General features: G+C 35.5%; 19 protein-coding genes. 2 read left to right on the top strand and 17 right to left on the bottom strand.

Annotation, left to right across the window (positions count from 1 at the left end):
• The 17 genes from rffA to AC0VX7_RS22230 all read right to left on the bottom strand — a co-directional run bounded on the left by rffA (position 1) and on the right by AC0VX7_RS22230 (position 17,763).
• Positions 1 to 1,140: a dTDP-4-amino-4,6-dideoxygalactose transaminase gene (rffA, locus tag AC0VX7_RS22150; protein WP_475425950.1), complete on the bottom strand. Its 1,140-nt coding sequence runs from the start codon at positions 1,138 to 1,140 to the stop codon at positions 1 to 3.
• 6 nt (positions 1,141 to 1,146) lie between these two features.
• Complete coding sequence (locus tag AC0VX7_RS22155; RefSeq protein ID WP_475428223.1) at positions 1,147 to 2,022, bottom strand: formyltransferase family protein; 876 nt, start codon at positions 2,020 to 2,022, stop codon at positions 1,147 to 1,149.
• A gap of 6 nt (positions 2,023 to 2,028) precedes the next feature.
• Positions 2,029 to 3,081, bottom strand: a complete 1,053-nt coding sequence (locus AC0VX7_RS22160; RefSeq protein WP_475425951.1) for a TDP-N-acetylfucosamine:lipid II N-acetylfucosaminyltransferase family protein — start codon at positions 3,079 to 3,081, stop codon at positions 2,029 to 2,031.
• Positions 3,082 to 3,122: 41 nt separating this feature from the next.
• Positions 3,123 to 3,566 carry a serine O-acetyltransferase gene (locus tag AC0VX7_RS22165; protein WP_475425952.1) on the bottom strand — a complete coding sequence of 148 codons (444 nt, stop codon included), beginning with the start codon at positions 3,564 to 3,566 and terminating at the stop codon, positions 3,123 to 3,125.
• 69 nt (positions 3,567 to 3,635) lie between these two features.
• Positions 3,636 to 4,757 (bottom strand): glycosyltransferase family 1 protein, encoded by a 1,122-nt coding sequence (locus AC0VX7_RS22170; RefSeq protein ID WP_475425953.1) that lies wholly within the window; start codon positions 4,755 to 4,757, stop codon positions 3,636 to 3,638.
• Positions 4,758 to 4,815: 58 nt separating this feature from the next.
• A complete protein-coding gene (locus AC0VX7_RS22175) occupies positions 4,816 to 6,120 on the bottom strand; it encodes an O-antigen ligase family protein (RefSeq protein WP_475425954.1) in 1,305 nt (434 codons plus the stop codon).
• A complete protein-coding gene (locus AC0VX7_RS22180) occupies positions 6,117 to 7,187 on the bottom strand; it encodes a glycosyltransferase (RefSeq protein WP_475425955.1) in 1,071 nt (356 codons plus the stop codon). The genes AC0VX7_RS22175 and AC0VX7_RS22180 overlap by 4 nt, the downstream gene beginning before the upstream one ends.
• Before the next feature lie 167 nt (positions 7,188 to 7,354).
• Positions 7,355 to 8,491 carry a glycosyltransferase family 4 protein gene (locus tag AC0VX7_RS22185; protein WP_475425956.1) on the bottom strand — a complete coding sequence of 379 codons (1,137 nt, stop codon included), beginning with the start codon at positions 8,489 to 8,491 and terminating at the stop codon, positions 7,355 to 7,357.
• A gap of 29 nt (positions 8,492 to 8,520) precedes the next feature.
• A complete protein-coding gene (locus AC0VX7_RS22190) occupies positions 8,521 to 9,708 on the bottom strand; it encodes an ATP-grasp domain-containing protein (protein WP_475425957.1) in 1,188 nt (395 codons plus the stop codon).
• Between the two features lie 2 nt (positions 9,709 to 9,710).
• Positions 9,711 to 10,223, bottom strand: coding sequence for a GNAT family N-acetyltransferase (locus tag AC0VX7_RS22195; RefSeq protein WP_475425958.1), 513 nt, complete (start codon positions 10,221 to 10,223; stop codon positions 9,711 to 9,713).
• Positions 10,220 to 10,816 carry a sugar transferase gene (locus AC0VX7_RS22200; RefSeq protein WP_475425959.1) on the bottom strand — a complete coding sequence of 199 codons (597 nt, stop codon included), beginning with the start codon at positions 10,814 to 10,816 and terminating at the stop codon, positions 10,220 to 10,222. Before AC0VX7_RS22200 ends, AC0VX7_RS22195 begins: the two co-directional genes overlap by 4 nt.
• Positions 10,809 to 12,047 (bottom strand): DegT/DnrJ/EryC1/StrS family aminotransferase, encoded by a 1,239-nt coding sequence (locus tag AC0VX7_RS22205; RefSeq protein WP_475425960.1) that lies wholly within the window; start codon positions 12,045 to 12,047, stop codon positions 10,809 to 10,811. The genes AC0VX7_RS22200 and AC0VX7_RS22205 overlap by 8 nt, the downstream gene beginning before the upstream one ends.
• A gap of 350 nt (positions 12,048 to 12,397) precedes the next feature.
• Positions 12,398 to 13,279: a UTP--glucose-1-phosphate uridylyltransferase GalU gene (gene galU / locus AC0VX7_RS22210; protein WP_475425961.1), complete on the bottom strand. Its 882-nt coding sequence runs from the start codon at positions 13,277 to 13,279 to the stop codon at positions 12,398 to 12,400.
• 16 nt (positions 13,280 to 13,295) lie between these two features.
• Positions 13,296 to 15,116: a polysaccharide biosynthesis protein gene (locus AC0VX7_RS22215; RefSeq protein ID WP_475425962.1), complete on the bottom strand. Its 1,821-nt coding sequence runs from the start codon at positions 15,114 to 15,116 to the stop codon at positions 13,296 to 13,298.
• 349 nt (positions 15,117 to 15,465) lie between these two features.
• A complete protein-coding gene (locus tag AC0VX7_RS22220; RefSeq protein WP_475425963.1) occupies positions 15,466 to 16,230 on the bottom strand; it encodes a tyrosine-protein phosphatase in 765 nt (254 codons plus the stop codon).
• A gap of 98 nt (positions 16,231 to 16,328) precedes the next feature.
• Positions 16,329 to 17,033 (bottom strand): CpsD/CapB family tyrosine-protein kinase, encoded by a 705-nt coding sequence (locus AC0VX7_RS22225; protein WP_475425964.1) that lies wholly within the window; start codon positions 17,031 to 17,033, stop codon positions 16,329 to 16,331.
• Positions 17,023 to 17,763: a YveK family protein gene (locus AC0VX7_RS22230; protein ID WP_475425965.1), complete on the bottom strand. Its 741-nt coding sequence runs from the start codon at positions 17,761 to 17,763 to the stop codon at positions 17,023 to 17,025. Before AC0VX7_RS22230 ends, AC0VX7_RS22225 begins: the two co-directional genes overlap by 11 nt.
• A gap of 221 nt (positions 17,764 to 17,984) precedes the next feature.
• Between AC0VX7_RS22230 and AC0VX7_RS22235 the strand changes: the two genes are divergently transcribed.
• Both AC0VX7_RS22235 and AC0VX7_RS22240 read left to right on the top strand, forming a co-directional pair.
• On the top strand, positions 17,985 to 18,788 hold the full coding sequence (locus AC0VX7_RS22235) for an SGNH/GDSL hydrolase family protein (protein ID WP_475425966.1): 804 nt from the start codon (positions 17,985 to 17,987) through the stop codon (positions 18,786 to 18,788).
• A 117-nt stretch (positions 18,789 to 18,905) separates the two neighbouring features.
• Entirely contained in the window at positions 18,906 to 20,885 is a 1,980-nt protein-coding gene (locus AC0VX7_RS22240) for a cell wall-binding repeat-containing protein (protein WP_475425967.1), read from the top strand.
• Positions 20,886 to 21,045 lie beyond the last annotated feature (160 nt).

Below are 21,045 nucleotides of genomic sequence, written 5' to 3' on the forward strand. Positions count from 1 at the left end.
TCACTCTTTATCATGAAAATAAAATTGCTTCACTAATTTACATACCATTATAATTTCTGACTCTTTTAATCCATAGTATAAAGGTAGCCTTAATAACCTTTCGCTCTCAACAGTTGTATAACGGTCTTCTCCATGAAAATGTCCATTTTGCAGGCCTGCAAGAGAAGAATGTAGTGGGACATAATGAAATACAGATAAGACCCCATGTAACTTTAAATAATCAATTAAATTGGATCGCTCCTCTATATCACGGCATTTAATATAAAACATATGTGCATTATGATTACATTCTTCTGGAATAAAGGGAAGATCAATGAAACCTTCGTTAGCTAAGTTCTTCAAACTTTTATAGTAAAATTCCCAGCTTTTTAACCTGTCATTATTAATGGTATGTGCCTCTTCTAATTGTGAATATAAATATGCAGCATTTAATTCACTTGGAAGATAAGAGCTACCAATATCCACCCATGTATATTTGTCTACTTGTCCTCGAATAAATTTACTTCGATTGGTGCCTTTTTCTCGAATTATCTCAGCACGTTCTTTGAATTTATCATTTTGAATAAGAATAGCTCCACCCTCACCCATAGAATAGTTCTTTGTTTCATGAAAACTAAAGCAGCCAATATCACCTATAGTTCCAAGTGCTTTTCCTTTATAAGTAGACATTACACCCTGAGCTGCATCTTCTATCACATATAGATTATAACGCCTTGCAATATTCATTATTGTATCCATCTCACATGATACTCCTGCGTAGTGAACTGGAACAATTGCTTTCGTCTTGTTTGTAACTGCCTCTTCTATTAATTTTTCATCAATGTTCATGGTATCCGGACGAATATCAACAAAGACAATCTTTGCACCACGAAGAACAAAAGCATTAACTGTTGATACAAAAGTGTAAGATGGCACAATCACCTCATCTCCTGGTTTAATATCAATAAGAATTGCTGCCATTTCTAGTGCATGTGTACAGGAAGTCGTTAGAAGTGCTTGTGGTGTATCAAAGTTCATTTTAAACCATTCATGGCATTTCTTCGTAAAGGGACCATCACCACTATGTTTTTGGTTTTCGATAACTTTTTGAATATAATACAACTCTTTTCCTATTACAGGTGGCATATTAAAAGGAATCACGATTTATTACACTCCAAATCTGCTTCTAAATTTTTTAAAGGGAATAACACTATTTTTACTATTATCAAAAGCACATTTAACTTTTATTAACCCTTCCCCACAAACAACTATAGGTAAGCCCTCTTCTATAAAAATAACTTTTCCTGGATTTCTATTTTCGATCATAACATCTTGCACTACTTCAACTTCAGTAATTGTAATTAGTTCACCATTTAAATATGATTTCGAGCTCAAGAAAGGAAAGCCTAATGCATCGACGGTTCGTTTTATGGTTGATGAATCTAAAGACCAATCTAGAAGATAGTCCATTTCATCACGCCACAAACTATAAGTAGCTTGGTTATGGTCTTGTGGAATACCAATCAGAATTCCCTTTTCTATTAATCTTTGATATATCGAATTGACCAATTCTGAATACAAGAATGATACTTTATTGATCGCCTCATGTATTTTAATAGGATACTCTATTTCAATTACTCTTTGATCAATAATGTCTCCCTCGTCATAAGATTCAGATGCAAATAGAGCAGTAACACCAAGTTTTTTCTCGCCATTTATAAGCATATTGACCAGTGGAGCAAATCCCCGATACTTTGGGAGAATAGAGTCATGCATAACTATTAATTTTGATGTATCTCGCAATAACCATCTCCATCCAATTGCAATTTTATACCCAGCAAAGTTTGGAATGTTATCTACTCTATCAAAAAACGTAACGTTATTATCATTACAAACTTTTTTGATTTCGTTATAGTAATCTTTTTCTACATCCTTATCTTGAGACACAACAACATATTCAATTGAAGAAGCATTATACTTATTTAGAAAATCCTTTAATACCGTATAACCTTTATGATTCATTAAATAAAAAACCAGTTTCATATTCACTCAATTCCCTTCAAATATCAACTTCCAATCTCTCATAAGTTTCTCTTCAGAGAACTGTTCTTTCATTCTATCTCTATTCTTCTCCTTAACCTCTTGAGAAATTGGCTTAAATACTGTATGAATATTACTATTTGTACTATAAACTTGTAACCCATGATCTTTACAAAATCTCCATGTTGTTATATCGTCACGAACATATACTTTCTTACCAAAGCTAAGCAACGTTGTTATATTACCTACAGCCTGCTGCCTTTTATGGTTGAAGATTGCAACATCAATTTCAGATAATACCTCTAGATATTTATCGAATGATAAAAAATCTGTTAAAGGAATGAAGTCCTTCCCAAATAACTCTTGTCCTTTTTCAATTACATACTGTGCATAGCTTGAATCACCATAAGATAAGGGACAGATAATTTGAAAATCCTCATCAATAAACTCTATTAATTTGTTAAATATTTCAACATGGTTATTAGAAGGATCTGCAGAATTACCTACTTGAATATAAGTCTTGCTTGTATGATCAGACTTTTTTAACAGATTGTAATTTTTATACATGTTACTTGGATACATAAAGGAATAATAGTACTTACCTTTAGTACCATACCACGATTGTGCCAACTCGTAGTCACCCTTTATATGCGTAATTAATCCTCCTAAATTCCTAATCACAACACGCCGCATAATTTCTTGAACTTTTTCTTTCAGGGTCGTTCTCCTCTCTCGGTAGCAATAAAGATCTCCTCCCCAAATAACCCAATAACATTTTTTTAATAGCATTGGCTGAGTGAATAATAATGTAATAATAGGTTTCAAGAATAGGCCATGAAGAATTATCTTATCATGTTTGTGCATTTCTTTAATTATTAACCAGAGGCTTTGTATATCTTTTTTTATATTTATAGCATTAGAAATATTTTTATAACTATCTTCTTCTTTATCGTTAGAGCCAACTACTATAAATAGATGCTCTTTAGAAGGAAAGTGGTCATTTATAAATTTGATAAAAGGCATGGTAAATTTACCATTTACCATGACGTGTAATTTTTTCAAAAACATCACCTGTATTATGAATTAAAATTATAAATAGACTTTTATTGAACTACTTTTGCAGGAACCCCAACAGCGACTGCTTCACTAGGAACATTATGAACAACGACAGAACCAGCACCTATTCTTGAATTATTACCAATAACAACTGAACCAATTATATTGCATCCTGCACCAATTTCAACATTTTCACCTATTATAGGATAAGATATTATTGTTCCATTCTCTGATCTTTTTTTACCATTTCCACCTATTGTTACATTTTGAAATATAATGGTATTTGCTCCAATTTTAGCTTTATTATGAATAACAATGCCTAACCCGTTATGTGCAAAAGTAACTGTTGGATGTATATCAGCTGTGTATGGAATGTCATTAGAAAAAAGAACTCTGTTAATACCCCAAAGCAACTTAGGGATAACAGGAATTTTCTTCAAATAAAGACTTCTGGATAAATTAAAGATTAGTCCAGCCTTATTTTGTTTCATAACTAAATGAACTCCTATCTAATTAATTCAAAAATTCACCTAATATAAGAATTACTGAAGTAATATGACTTAAATACTTCTACTTATATAGAAGTTTTCTAAAAATTCAGCGGTGCTTTTGACATCAAAACCTTTTGCTACAACTACCTCCTCCATACTTTTTCTCTCATATCCATCTACATACTGTAATATATTTTCAGCCCAAAAAACTGCACTTTTAGATAATGATATATGTTCAATATTATTTGTTACGTCGACAGATACAGGGACACCTTCTGAAACAACACATTTTAACCCTGATGTTTGTGCTTCCACTGCTACTGTACCAAATCCCTCAAAATGAGATGGAAATAAAAATACATCCATACATTGAAGATAATCTTGTACATTTTCTTTTCTCCCTAAGAAAATAACTCTTTCTGTTAAATTCATATTTTCGACTTTTTTTCTAATATCATCTTCGGTGGATCCTTCACCAATTAAGAGTAGTTTCGATGCATTATGTTTTTTACATATTTCGTTGAATATGTCAATTAAAAAAGAATGGTTTTTTTGTGAAGAAAACCTACCAACATTTCCTATGACAAAATCGTTATTTAGATTTAATTCATCTCTTAGTTGGTTCCTAATATTAACATTCAATTTAAACTTATTTGTTTCAATACCATTATCAACTACTATAATTTTTCTGTCTGCTTCAGAGCTTTCTCCAAATAGCCATTCCCCAGCTTCAACTGAACATGCAAAATAATCTGTAGCATAATTAGGTGAAGCCTTCTTCAAATAGTTCCTTAGAGTCATAAAGGAGCTATCTGTATTAAATTGAGTTGTCCTAGAGTGTAGAACTCTCGTAGCAATACCAAATTTTTTTGCATTTTTCAAGATAAAATATCCCGTATCAGGGGAATGACAATGAACCACATTATAATCTTTATGTTCTAAAAAGAATTCTTTTAATCCTTTATAAAATAGTAATAATGTTTGCATTGAAAAAGGAGGAATTGTGTAAACATTTCCTCCTAGCTCTTTAAATTCTTCGATAAGTGGGTTATCTTCCTCTTGAGTTAGCTTAAGAATATCAAATTGTACTCTTTCCCTATCAATATTTTTATACCAATCTATTAACCTAGACTCAATTCCTCCAAAACTAAAACCAGGAATATAATGTAAAACCTTTATCTTTTCTTTCATTATCTATCTCCTCATATTTATTTAAATTGGATGATAGGATGCCTTGATAGAATCCATCTCAAATAATAGTTTTTGTTGTTTTATTATCTACTACATATGATACTATAGATAAAATGATTAAAACTGAAAAAAAACGGGAACTAGGCAAATCTGGTATAAACATTGCTCCAATTAATACAGTTAATAATATCCAAAAATACTGATTTTGAACTCTTACATACTTATAGTAAATAACTAGTAAATTCGAGAAAAAAATGATTGAACCTATTAATCCAAATTGAGCTAAATATTGTGCTATTAAATTATGAGGAACATACATTCCCGTTGTTGTGTACAGATTTTTCAAGCCAAACCCAACCCCTATTAATGGGTGTTCAAGAAAGACTTGAAACGCACTATTAAGTAACTCTATTCTTCCAGAGCTATCAAACAAAGACTGGCCCCCTCTACTTTCAATTATATATGAAAGTATGCTTGGAATAGGTACTAATAATGCTATGGAGATAATTATTGATTTCAAATTTCCTTTTATCACGTTTAAAAATAAATATACCAAGGATGTGAGCGCGAAAGCTACCAATCCTGTTCTTGAGTTAACAATTAACATCGCAGTTACTAAAAGAGTTTCAATCCCAATAAAATAAAAAATATTAAAACTTTTACTATTAATATATTCAATAACTAACATAATCGCACCAGTTGCGATATATAAAGTTGCAAAGCTATAATCATTCATTAACCCAGCATATACAGTTCTTCCCATACCCAATATATCCTGGTAACCAACTACAATATTTAATAGGCTACATACTTTTTGTATCAAAATGACAATTGAAAAAGAAATAACACTAATCAAATAAAATGACCTTAACTTAGTATTGTATTCTATACTTGCGTATTTGCGTAGAAACTCTCCAATAAAAGGAGCGATTAAAAACAATATTATTGTTAATAACTGTTTTATAGAATCCACTAAATCTAAACTTTTAGTAAGTGTAAGTAATCCAAAAATCATCATTAATATTGGCGAAAAAAAGAAAAAATTCATTTTAAAACCTTTAAGTAAAATTAATACAAATAGTGTGATCGTTATAAGATTAAACCATGTGATTGGGAAAGTACTATAACTTGTTCCAATAATTGAAACAAAGGAAGTTGGTATATAAATACATAGCAAGAAGGACATAATTTGGAAAATATTCCACTGTCTCTTAAACCAATGAAAAAACAAAAATAAGAATATCACTCCTATTAGCATTACAATTATTGGACCGACTGTTTCATAAAAGAGCATAAGAATGTTATAGATAATTATCCAAAAGTAACTGGTAACATCCCTGTTTTTTTCTAATTTAATCTTCATTTTTCAACACCTAATGTACTATATACATTAATAATTCTCTTTTGATATTCCTCAATATTTTGTAAAAATTCCGATCTACTAATAGAATGTTCTACCTTCTTTAACCAATATTGTTCATTAGTTAATAGTTTATTAATTTCTTCAACAAAATCTTCGTCAGAGAAACACAATTCCCCACAATTGTTACTTACAATATTAGGAAGCCCACCCACTGAAGTAGATACTACTGGCAACCCTAAAGATAACGCTTCTACTGCGGCAAGGCCATAGCCTTCCCACCTTGAAGTTATACATAATACTTTCGCCTTTGATAGTAAATGATAAGGGTTGTCCAGGAAGCCCGTGATCTTAATATTATCTTTTAAACCTAAATTTATAATATGTTTTTCACATTCAGTTCTTAATTCTCCATCACCAATCATTATAGCTGAAATATTTTCCAGCTTAGTTTTTAAACTACCTATTAAGTTAATAAATCTTATTGGATTTTTTGGATATGCCAACCTTCCAAGGAAAACAATATCATACGATCTTTCTTCTGTATTTATATCCATTAAGTTAGCTTTTACTTTTATACTTTGTATATCAATTGGATTATCTATTGTAACAGTTTTCTCTCTTAGCTTATTTCCGTAAACGTATTCGTTCATTATTGACTCAGACACCGTCAGTATTTTATTAAACCTAAATGAAGACAAGTAATATACAATTGAATTAAAACTATTTTTTTTTATCCAAGGTGGATTTGAATGTAAATGACTAATAATACGATAATTTCTACTTAACAAAGCACTAATCACACTTGCACTAGCATCATGTGCATGTATAATATCAGGCTTATATTCCTTAATTACTCTCTTTACCTCTTTAAATGAAAGCTTGGACATAGGATAGAAAGGAATATTGTATTTTTTTATACTTTCACGTATTGGGCCGTCTTTACTACTGTAAGCCATTTCTATCTGTTCATCATTTTTAAACATATCTACTATTTGGCATACTACATTTTCCGCTCCAGAAAATCTGTCGCTCTGTAATAGATGTAGCACCTTTATTTTGTTATCCATTTTTACTCCTCATTCAATTCTTTATCAATTCACGAGATGTTTTATCTAAAACTTTGTCTAAAGTTCTTTTTGTATCCAGGCCAGCAAAATGGAGATGTTTTCATATCTTCTAATTAGCTTGTCATAAAGAATTCGTTCACAACTATTTATAATCTCAATATGCTCGCCTAATTGCTAATATTTAAAACTTTACAGTAAATTTTTTTCATCTCTTCCTTAATATTATCTAATGAATATTTTGTTACTAACTTTAAATTCCTTTCCCTATAGCTTTCTCTTAAACTTTCTGACTTATAAAGGTTAATAATTGCTTCTGAGAAACCAATATGATCGTCTAAGCTGACAATATTACCATTAAAGCTTTCTTGAACTAAATCCCTATTTCCTCTACAGTTTGTTACCACTAGCGGTAATCCTGTAGCCATAGCTTCCATCACATTAACCGGTAGCCCTTCTTGTCTTGAGGCTGAAACAGCGATATCTGATAATATCATTAAATTTGGCACATCATTACGATAGCCTAAAAATAATACAATGTCTTCAAGTCCTAATTCTTTCACCATTTGTTTATATTCATCCTCTAAAGCGCCCGTACCAACAAGAAGAATCTTTAGATTATCAATCTTATCCTTAAGAATCGCTGCTGATTTTATAATAAGATCTTGTTGTTTTCTATAACTTAATTCGCCAGCATATATTAAGATAAAATCCTCTTCCCTAAAACTATATTTCTTTCTCATTTCATTTTTTTTATGAATTGTTTGTGGTGGAAATTTAGTTAAATCAATTCCAACACCATAAACATGCTCAACTTCTTTTGCTTTTAACTTTCTTTTAGCATTATCAAAATCTTCATTATTTATAGCAACGATAACATCGGTATAGTTACTTAATAACTTTTCAATAGAATAGTATAGCAGCCAATTTTTCTTTGATGAACCATTAAAAAAATGAAATCCATGGGCTGTATAAATAACTTTTGTATTCACTACTCTCGACCTTTTTGCTGCCAATCTGGTTACTGCCCCTCCAGAAGGTGATTGTGTATGAATTAAATCGTAATTTTGTTCTTCTATTAATTTTTTCAGTTGATAATAGGCTTTTACATTTTCCGTGCTGTATGGATTTCTAGCAAAATTAATTTGATGTTTAATAACCATTGGATCTTCAAAATTATCTACCTGGTCTTCAAAGTTGGCTGCAATATGCACTTCGTGACCAAGTTCAAGCAAAACTTTATAATCGTAATGTCCGAAAATCCTAAAATGTCTACCCAAATGAGCAGTTACCAAAACTTTAGCCAAGATCTAAATCCCCTTCATTAAGTTTATTATTATTCTTCTATTTCTATTGAGATTTGTGATAATATATGTTCGGCTTCCCTATTGAGAGCTTTACGATTTTCACCTGTTAAAATAAAGTAACCAATTCTTTCTGAACTTGACGTAACCTGGCCATGAATTTCACCGATTGTTTTTGAAATCATTAAATCAACAAAAAACGGAGAATTTCTTATACTTTCTAGACCTTTTATATTAGTGATCAATCCATGTTTTTCTTTATTTAAGTACTTAATTAAGGAGTATTTGTTAAACAATTTTCTTTCTTTATTTTCCCTATTAATTGTACAATTTATTGATGCTTTAACCATATTATATCCAGTTGAAAGGGGAACTAAGTGTGTTGTAATATTATCTCCACCTAACCTAGCCCCAATTTCAATTATTTTAGGTCCTGAACTGGTTAACATGACTTCACAATGTGATGGCCCAGTATTTATATCCAAAGCTAAAATGGTAGATTTTACTAGATTGACTATTTCTTGTTCTTCTTTTTCCGAAATGTTAGCTGGAACTGTATGTCCCATTTCTACAAAATATGGGGCTCCTGTTGTTTCTTTTTCAGTTATTGCGATTATTTGTGGATTCCCATTTTGTGAGATTGATTCAACACTAAATTCTCTACCTTGCAAAAATTCCTCAATAATTACTTCTCCAGTCCTAGAATGCTTACTTGAATATAAATATGCCTCTTCTAGATTATAAAAATCTGTTTTTAATTGTACCCCCCGACTGCCTGAGCTATTGGTTGGCTTAATTATACAAGGAAAATTAACTTCTTTAATAAAAGTTTCAAATTCATTATAATTATTTGCAACAGAAAATTTTGGTATTGGAATATTATTCTTTTGTAGGATATTCCGCATAATACCTTTATTTGTTGTGCTAGTGGCCACTTTTTCAGAAATTACATTTAATCCTAATTTATTGCCAACATATGCAACTGTATTCATGGGCTGATCACTTGCTAAAGTCATAATCCCATCAACATTTAATGATGTCGCAATTTTAAGAATATTTTCTTTATCTAGCGTACTTATTTTAAAAAATTTATCAGCGTAATCCTTCCCAATAGCATTGTCATCCATATCTATAGAAATAGTATATAAACCCATTTCCTTAGCTGTAACAATTGCAGGCAATTGAAGATTACTTGCACCAAGAATAATTATTTTTCCCAAAGCTATTTACTCCTTATTTTTCCCATAATAAATTTATTGTGAAATTTACCATGACGATAAACAGTATCAATTAGTTCTCCTTCTATAGTAAATCCTATTTTCTTATACATATTTATTGCTTTTTTATTATATTCAAATACATAAAGATAAACTTTATGTAGATTTAGCGTATTAAAAGCAAAATTAACCACCTCTAAAGTCGCTTTACTCCCAATTCCTTTTCCCCAATAATCTTTCTCCCCAATATAAATAAATAACTCTACATTACTATTTATATAATCAAAATTCTTTAACCCCACCGTTCCAATAGGTTGATTATTTGCAGTGGAATAAATGATCCACATTCTTTCCGTAGTACTAAGAGCTTTAGTCTCAAACCATTTGTCATGTTCAATATGAGAAGCAGGGAAAATAGCACCAGTTAAATCTCTAATTTCCTCATCCCTGTTCCACTTTAACAAGTATTCTTTATGGCATGAGTCTAATGCTTTTAAACAGTAAGTACTTTGGCTCATTTAACTTCTCCTTTAAAAACATTCTTTCGTAATAATACAGTTTCTATAGTTTTTAAAATAATTTTTAAATCTATATTTATCGAAATGTTTTTCGCATAATATACATCTTGGTTTAATTTGTCCGATTGTGTAACTGAATTCCTATAGTATGCTTGAGAATAACCTGTTATCCCTGGACGTATAGATAACTTGATTTTCTCTTCTGCAGTGTATAAATGTTTTAATTCAGGTAAATCTGGTCTAGGGCCTATAATACTCATATCGCCTTTAATAATGTTTAACAACTGTGGTGTTTCATCAAGGCTTGTTTTACGTATAAACTTTCCGATCTTAGTCAATCTAGGATCATCTTCTGCATTAAAAGTTGATCCATCTTCATTTCTAAGGTCTGGAGCATTCATTTTCATTGAACGAAACTTATACATCTTAAATACTTTACCATCCTTGCCAAGCCGTGGTGCATTATAAAAAATAGAACCTTTATCTTGAAGATAAATAATTGGTCCAATAATTCCTAGGATAATAAACCATACTGGTAGAGCCACTATAGCTATTAATAAATCAAATACTCTTTTAAAAAAGTGTTTATACATCTTGTAACCCACCTGAAATTTCGTTAATTATCTTTTTTAACTTCTCAACTACGTAATCTACATCCTCATCACTTAATAAAGTGTGAAGTGGAAGGGTAACTTCATTTGCATATTGTTCGTAAGCATTAGGATAATCCTTTATATCAAACCCTAAATTCTTGTATGCTGTAAACATAGGTAACGGCTTGTAGTGAACATTGCATGCTACACCCACTTCAGCCATTTTAATGATGATTTCATTTCTATTTTCTTCAGTGATTTCAGGAATTCTTAATAAGTAGAGATGCCCTGAAGAAGAAAATTCTTTACCGTAATGCTGAAGGCTTTGAGCACCTAATGGTAAAAGTGCTCTATCATACATTTTTATAATCTCTCTACGTCTTTCTAGTAATCCTTCATATCTATCTAATTGTTTTAATCCAATACTAGCCATAATATCTGTCATATTACATTTATAGGCAGGGTAAACAATATCATATTCCCATGCACCTTTTTGAGTTTTGGCAAGCGCATCTTTTGATTGACCATGAAGGCTATATAACATGAACTGCTTATAAAGCCATTCATCATCTAAACTACCATCATTACGCCATACAACAGCTCCACCTTCAGCAGTTGTAAAATTCTTTACAGCATGGAAAGAAAAGCAAGTAAAATCAGCAACTTGTCCACAATTCATTCCTTGTCTTCTTGCTCCAAAAGCATGTGCACCATCCGTCATAACAATTACTCTATTAAATAACCACTGCAAAGCATTTTTGGGCTTGAATAGCTCTTTCTTGCTTTCTACTATTTCAAAGATAGTATCGTAGTCACACATCTTCCCTGCAATATCAACTGGAATTATAGCTTTGGTCTTTTCAGTTATTGCATCTGCTAATTTAGAATAATCCATCTCAAAAGAATCTGGTGCCGTATCAACTAAAATTATTTTCGCGCCAACATGCTCTATAACTGAAGCAGATGCAGTATAGGTATACGCTGATGTAATAACTTCATCGCCAGGTCCAATACCTAAGATCCGAAGGGTTAGCTCCATAGCTGCGGTTGCTGAATTTAAGCAGACAGCTTTGTTTGTGCCAACATATTTAGCGATTCTTGATTCTAGTTCTTTAGTTCTCGGTCCAGTCGTAATCCAGCCCGACTTCATTGCTTTTATTACTTCTTCAATCTCCGCTTCTTTTATATCCGGTGGAGAGAATGGAATATTTCTCAAATCAGTATAATTCATTTGAATTTCCCTCACTTCATTTTGTTTAATTTAAAGCATATAATTTATATTTAGTTTGTTAGGAATCATCTGGAAATCAACCCCTCTCCAACTAACTACTAACAAACCAAATCCAATCTACTTAAGATAATCATCTGAAGACCGAATTAACCTTGACATATCTATTACTCTCATCCTTGAAGTGCCCAAAGCAGGAATTGCGATGAAAGTCCCTAAAGTTACAACAGCCGAAAATTCAACTATTGTGCAACCTCTAGAATCTCCATACTAACTCTCAGGTAAATTCTTTAGAGTCTCAAAAAACACCCCAGGCCCATAATAAACTCTACATGAACCCGGGTACCATAAAATTATCTAACTTTCTCCTTATCCATAACTTCATCAAGATAAGCCAGCAACTCAGATCTCAATCCTTCATCCTGCAGTGCAAACTCCACAGTAGTCTTCACAAACCCAATCTTCTCACCAACATCATACCGCTTGCCCTCAAAGTCATAAGCAAAGACACGCTGTATCTGATTTAGCTTCTGAATCGCATCCGTCAGCTGAATCTCTCCGCCAGCACCAGTCTCCATCTGATCCAAAAACATAAAAATTTCAGGAGTAAGAATATACCTACCCATGATCGCAAGATTAGATGGCGAAGTACCAGGAGCAGGCTTCTCCATGAAATTCTCAACCTGATACCTTCTTTCACTCTGAACTGAAGGTTCAACGATCCCATAACGATGTGTCTCCTCATCCGGCACCGTTTGCACACCGATCACAGAAGAATGCGTTTCTTCATATTGCTCAATCAACTGACGTAGACACGGAGTTTCACTCTGCACAATATCATCACCAAGCAGCACTGCAAAAGGCTCATCCCCTATAAAGTTACGCGCACACCATACCGCATGCCCCAATCCCTTTGGTTCCTTCTGCCTGATATAATGAATATCAGCAAGATTAGTTGAATAACGAACCTTCTCAAGGATATCCAGCTTTCCTTTTTCCAAAAGATTTTGCTCAAGCTCATGTGCGAAATCAAAATGGTCCTCAATTGCACGTTTACCCTTACCAGTAACAATGATAATATCCTCAATACCTGAAGCAACTGCCTCTTCAACTATGTATTGGATCGTCGGTTTATCTACTATCGGCAACATTTCTTTTGGCATTGCCTTCGTTGCTGGAAGGAAACGTGTTCCTAATCCTGCTGCTGGAATAATTGCTTTTCTAACTTTTCTCATCTGTTTTTGCCCCCAATTACTTTGCAACAAGGAAAATTTTATTTTTCTTTCTATTTGCTAGATTAATCACATACTCTTTCAGCTGCGGAGAAGTGAAATTCTCAAATCGCTCTAAAAGATAACTGATTTCCTCTTCCTGATCCAGCACAGCTTTCCCAATGAAAATTTTAGGGAAAATCGGCTCTGGATGAATCTCTTTTTCATTCAACAGCTCTTCGTACATTTTCTCGCCAGGTCTTAACCCAGAGTACTTGATTCCGATTTCTTCTATTGTATAACCAGATAGTCTGATTAAATTTTTAGCCAGGTCTGTGATCTTTACAGGTTCGCCCATATCTAGTACAAATATCTCCCCGCCGCGAGCTAGTGATCCAGCTTGAATTACCAACCTGGACGCTTCAGGGATGGTCATAAAGTACCTTGTCATATCAGGATGGGTAACCGTAACCGGACCACCTGCCTGAATTTGCTTCTTGAATAGAGGAATAACACTTCCACGGCTTCCAAGTACATTTCCAAAACGGACAGCGACGAATTTTGTCTTGCTGTGCTGGTCCAGTTTTTGGATATTCATCTCAGCGATCCGCTTTGTTGATCCCATGACATTTGTAGGGTTTACTGCTTTATCTGTAGACACAAGGACAAATGTTCCGACCCCAAATGTATCCGCTGCTTCGGCAACATTCTTCGTTCCAAATACATTGTTCTTTACTGCTTCTCTAGGGTTGTACTCCATTAAAGGCACATGCTTATGCGCAGCTGCATGATAGACGACATCCGGTTTATGCTCTTCCATTACTTCAAACATCCGGTCACGGTCTTGAACATCACCGATGACTGGAATGATTTCGATTGCTTGTCCATACTGATTTCTTAGTTCCATATCAATTGAATAGATACTGTTCTCACCATGGCCAACAAGCACGAGCTTACCAGGATTAAATCGGCAAATCTGGCGGCAGATTTCTGATCCGATCGAGCCGCCTGCACCGGTAACAAGGACTGTTTTACCTGAAACATATTCAGAAATGCCCTCGATGTCCAGCTTGATTGGTTCACGCCCAAGCAGATCTTCAACCTCTACATCACGGAACTGGCTAACTGCTACCTTGCCAAGCATGACGTCTTCGATTTTCGGCATGATTTGTGTCTTTATATTAGTTTTTGCACACTCTGCAAAGATACGATTTAACTCTTCTTTCTTTAATGAAGGAATCGCAATGACAATTCGATCAATTTGGTACTTTTCGACTGCCTCTACGATATTCTTTGAAGTTCCTGCTACCGGAACCCCTAATACCTGAAGCTTGTATTTCCTTGAATCATCATCTATAAATGCAGCTGTTATCATCCCAAGTTCAGGGTTGTTCTTCAGCTGCCTTGCCAGTAAAGAACCAGCTTGACCGGCACCGACGATCAATACTCGCTTCGTATTATCATCAGGCTTGATATAACGGTCACGATAGACTCTCCAAAGAAAGCGAGATCCGCCAATTGTCAATATAAGAACGGACCAGGCACTAAACAGCACTCTTCCGTAGAAAGGAACATTGAATGCGAACTGGAACAGAGCTACTGTAAGAATTGCCAGTGTTACTGCCCTGAAGATTCCGACCAATTCTCCAATGCTCGCATACTCCCATGCTTTGTTATAAAGCTGAAGAAATGATGCAAATAAATGATAGCTGCTGACCAAAACAATCGCACTCAAAAAAAGATGTTCATAACTAAAGGTTTCAAGTGACGGATGAAGTGGTATGTAACTTAAGTAAATCGCAGATAAAACAATGATCGAATCGAGACCTGCTAAAAAAAGCAGACGTTTATGGTAACTCATCGTATTCCCCCTCTATTATTAACGCTCTACAACACTAAAGGCTAACTGACAAAAATAAATATCTAATGAAAACCCACGTCCAGACATGTACTTTCATCAGATATCTATTAAGCTTGCTTCCAATTAAATTTGACTCACAATACTTTTAATAACTTATAGGGAGAAAGTCTCCCCATAAGCAAACAATGGGCATCTAACCCGCCCTCACATCATGCTATTGACAACGTGCGCGTCTAAGGCTACCCATCTCAGGGTTCCCACAGCATGATCGAGTGCCCCCATGGGTAACGGGCAGGAGGCATCGCCGGTCAGTCTCACTGACATTTAATATGTTGATTCTGGATGTAGGCTAAAAAATCCCGAGGAACTTTTTCTTTTTTATTGGTTCCGGAGTTTCCTGGTAGACATGATTCCCTTGAACCAATAACTCAGCATTTTCTTGAAAGTAGTAGACTAGGTCGATTCCATATTTTGATTCAATCAAATCCATCGTTTCGGCCATTTTGAATCCCCGGTTCCCGACATTATGGGCATCAGAAGCAATGAAGTGGGTAAGGTTGGCTTCTATCAATTGATAGGAGAAATTCCTGATTTTCTTCCCGAAGTGACCGCTCACGCTCGATGCTGTCACTTGTGTCAACGCGCCTTTTTTGACGAGATTGTATAAAACCTCTGGACGCTCGATGATTTCCTGATTCCTTTCAGGATGGACAATGATCGGTGTGATTTCTTTCAATTGCAGATCGAACAAGAGTGTTTCGGCGTATCGTGGCACATGGTTCGAAGGAAATTCAATGAATAAGTACTGAGTATGATTCAAGCTCAATATTTCATCTTTTTCAATTCCCTCGATGACGTCACCATAGAGCCGCACTTCCTGTCCAGGAAGGACCTTCAAATCGACTCCCTCGTTCTTTAAGACAGTATTCACTTCGTCCACTCTAGGAATAATGAACTCTTTCGGATTATCATACTTGCTATTTTTATGGTGAGGAGTGGCGATGATTGTATGAATACCTTCGCCGACTGCAGCACGGGCCATTTTGATGGTATCTTCCATACTCTGTGCACCGTCGTCAATTCCTGGCAATATGTGACAATGTATGTCAATCATCGCTATTCTCCTTCCTTTTAACTGTAAATTTTCTATGACTTTTCTAATACTAGCATTCTATTGATATACCTACAAGGGGATGTTTTTGTCGAATCGTGTCAGTTTGCCCCGTAATAATAATATTGTTCTTTTCCATCCATCTTTTTATTGTTAAGAACAACTCCCAGCAGCTTACCCTTTGCGGAAGTCAGCATATCTTTCGCTCTTAGCGCCTGATCTTGTTCAGTTACCCCAGAGCTAACAACAAGAATCGTCCCATCACACTGGTTCGCAAGGATTTGTGCATCCGTCACCGCTAATACAGGCGGAGTGTCGAAGATGATCACCGAAAAATCTTTTGATGCTTCTTCAATAAACTGCTTCATTGCCCGCGAAGACAATAACTCTGACGGATTTGGAGGAATTGGACCACTTGAAAGCACCATCAAATTCGCAACATCCGTCAGTTTGACAGCATCCATCAAAGGAGTCTGATTTGTCAGCACACTTGTCAAGCCGACAGAATTCGTTTGATTAAAGGTATAATGCACTGTTGGCTTCCTCATATCCGCATCGACAATAAGGACCTGCTTTCCTTGCTGTGCAAAGGTAACGGCAAGGTTTGCAGCGGTAGTCGATTTCCCTTCTCCTGGTCCAGTTGAGGTCACCATGAGAGTATTGATCTCTTTATCAATAGAAGAAAAATGGATATTCGTCCTGATTGTCCTGTACTGCTCAGAGATTGGGGACTTAGGATCCAGCTTCGTAACCAACTTCCTTTTATTATCCATAAGTTTTTTCTTCGTGTTTTTTTTATTTACCATGCGACTCACCTCTTACCCTGCTATTGCTTTCCTGACGGCTAACTCTTTCCTTCGTATCGCTGATTGTAGCGACAACTCCGAGCACTGGCATGCCAAGAACTTTTTCTATATCTTGTTCTGTCTTGATTGTGTTATCGAGATATTCGATCAGGAACGCGATTCCTACACCAGCCATTAAACCAACAACCAATGCAATCGCGATGTTAAGCAGCGGCTTAGGTTTGATTGGGGATTGGTTATCAACGATTGTTGCTTTTGCCAGAATGCTTACATTATCGACATTCATGATTTTCACGATTTCTCTTTGGAATACTTCAGCTGTTTTATTCGCGATATCAGCAGCCTTTTTCGCATCCGGGTCTTGAACTGTGATATTTACAACCTGTGAATTTTGCTCACTCTGAACATTTATTTTCCCATTCAATTCGCTCGCAGCCATGTCTAAATCCAACTCTTTGCTTACCAATTCCAAAATAGCCGGGCTCTTAATGATGACGTTATACGTATTGATTAACTGAAGATTTGTCTGTACCTCGGCGACATTATAGGAAGCCTGGTCATTCTTTGTCTGGTTGACTAATATTTGTGTAGATGCCTGATATATAGGTGTCAGGAAAAAGAAACTGATGATCCCGCTGATCAGTACTGCAATCAATGTCACTACTAAAATCAAATTCAATCTTTTCCTTAATGTCTGCATTAATTCCTTTAAGCTGATAGTCTCTTCCATTTGCTCCTCCATTAATTCTGAATTAAACCTCAGTATTATATCATAAATTGTTGTTTTTTTTGGATTTTCTTGTCATAATTTTAATGATATTGTAATTTTATTAATCTACTTCTTAATTTAACAGGATATGTAAGTAACGTGAAGAGGTATTTTGTCATTGGAATTATTTTCAAATTTTAATGTTTCGAGATATGGTTAAATAAATATTTTTGGAGGCTGTTATGAAATCATTTCTTACTACTTTACTGGCAATCATATGCGGAGCAATCTTGCTGTGGGGAAATATCCACTGGAGCAACAAGACTGCTGTCAAGGTGGACGGAGCTAGTGTAACGAAGGCGGTTGAAAAACCTGCTGAGAAAAGTACAGAAAAGAGCGAAGATATACCAGGGCAGGAAGATGGGCTCCTGTCTCTAACTAAAAACTGGCCTGCAGAGGCTGTAGAAACCTTCAAGAAGGCTCAAGAAGATGGACAAGCATATAAGGTGCTGATTGTCGGATCTGACGCTTTAGGAGACGAACCAAACGGCTGGGCTTACCAGACGAAGAACGGACTGACAGAAGCATACGGTGATGAGAACCTGATTGTTGAAATTTTGAAATATGATACCACCTCCCTGAATTTTGTTCAGGAAAACCATCAGGAAGATCTGGCAGCGGCTGAAGCAGACTTAATCATTTTCGAACCATTCACTTTGAATGATAATACGAATGGTGTCGGTGCGGAAAATTCACTGATCAATGTCCAGCGGGTTTTAGATCATATTGAAGAGGTAAATGCCAATACAGTGGTGATCCTGAATCCTCCTAATCCATTATATAATGCTAAATATTATCCGCTTCAGGTGGATGCATTGAAGGAATATGCTGAGGAAAACGACATTCCATACCTGGACCACTGGACAGCATGGCCAGAGCTGGATTCACAAGAAATGAATGACTACTTGACCAACGGTTCGCCAAATGAAAAGGGACATGAACTTTGGGCTCAGTATATGCTGGATTATTTGGTTGCTAAGAATTAATTATATCGGAGAACAATGCTCTTCCATTTGGAAGGGCATTTTTTATTTAAGTTTTCTTCATACGTGTCGATAAAAGGAATGTTATGGAAGAAAAATAAATAAAATGGGGGTCTTTTTTTGTCGAAATTTAAGTTTTCTGCCTTACTTGTCTTTTTACTTACACTGACTGGATTTGTCGCCGCTTCCTCTCAAGCGTCTGCGGCAGCAAATTATGAGAGGATTGCAGGTTCAAACCGGGTCGATACTTCTGTACAGATTTCTAATATGGGCTGGGAGCAGGCGGATGCTGTCATCATTGCCCGTGCTGATAACCCAGCGGATGCTTTATCATCAGCTTCTCTGTCAGGGGCTGCTGATGCGCCAATCCTGCTGACATATCCTAATAAAATTTCTCAATCCGTCATCGATGAGATTGAACGATTAGGTGCTACGAAAGTTTATATTTTGGGAGGCACCGCGGCCATCAGCACTACGGTTGAAAGCACACTGAGGAAGCTTGATATTAAAATCATCAGAGTTAGCGGAAAAAATCGTTTCGAGACTGCAGCTAATATTAATAAGACAGCTGGAAGTTCATTAGGAACCAAAGCAATCGTCGTTAACGGCATGGCCGTAGCGGATGCACTATCCGCTTCAAGCAACTCTGCTATTAACCAGATTCCAATTTATCTTGCGAACAAAACGAGTCTGCCAGTCAATTTGCCAGCCAATATTAAAGAAGTCCTGATCTATGGCGGAGAAGGCGTAGTCGGAAAACAGGTTGCTCAGTACTTGCAAAACCAAGGAAAAAAGGTGACCAGGATCGCTGGCAGCAACCGATATATGACCAATCTTGCAGCGGCTGATCCTGCCTTAGGTAATCATGTCATTATCGTTCGTGGAATCAGCACAAGCCCAACAAGTGAGGAATATCCTGATGCAGTCGCTGGAGCTGGGTTATCCCACAAGATTGACGCGAATATCATCCTAACCCACCCTGATACTCCTGTATCGGCTACATTAGATTATTTTAAGAAGAACCGTTACTGGGGATATTTCATTCTTGGCGGCGAAAAGGCTGTATCTACTAAAACCGCAATCGACTTGAGCTTTCATCCGGATTCAAAGGTATTGAAAACCTTTGGGCACAATATCATTGCTTCTGCGATGCACCCGACAAGACCAGTTTTATATTCTTTAAGCGATGACGATAATAGCCTGCACTCCTATAACTATGTAACTGGAGAGCAGAAATCGGTAAGATTCAAAAATATGCCGGAGCAGCTATATGTTGCGAACAACAAAGTCTATGTTACGCTCGTTCATGGAGAGCATGACGATTATTGGTTCGATGACCAATCAGGCGGAATAGCCGTCGTTGATGCAGAGCAATTCAAGCTGGAGAAAGAATTCGAAATTGCACTTGATCCATTTGATATAGTTGTCGACCAGCAAGGTTTCATCTATGTTTCCGGTGGGTCCGGCCAGTGGACTGAGCTAAAAAGCTACTCAGGAGTAACGGGAGAAGAACTATCGGGAAAAAGGATCTACCAGCAGGGTTATCTTGAGTTAAGCCCTAACCAGAGCAAAATATATTCTATTGATACAGGTTTATCTCCTCGTGATATAAGCGAATATTATATTTCAGAAGGAATGATCACAGGGGAAAAAGATTCTCCATATCATGGTGATTATGATTTAGGAGATTTTGATACTATTACAAACATCAAAGTTTCTCCTGATGGCAAATATATATTTAATAATATGGGCCATGTATTCAAAGGGAATTTAGACTATGCTGCAGAGCTGTTTTTCCCATACGATGATCTGGCATTCGACCTTGATCGGAATAGATTTTTCACAGGCATCAGCAGCTTTATCTTCAAGCATGATTACTCTGACTTTATGTTTAACCGTTATTACCAGCTTCATGGAGAACTAGAAGCGATATATCAGAAAGACGGAAAGCTATATGTCCTTTCTTTACTTGAAGTCAGCAGCACAGGACTTCAAAAACATGCACTTGAACAGCTTGATCCCGCCAAAGGTGTGCAACTTAAAATCAACACACAATCAACAGAGTCTGCAGAAAAGACGCTTCAGAGCCTTATGAAATAGGCTCTTTTCTCAAACTTTGTTGCTATTCAATACAAAATTGGATTGAATCACCTATATTCCTTCTTAAAGTTGCCGCTTCTTATGAGAAAAGAGCATGAAAACTAATACCGAACTAAAAATGGGGATACATTACGTTAAAATCGGGTTTAGGATTTTAACA

Source organism: Mesobacillus sp. QJM3NY_10 (assembly GCF_056173465.1).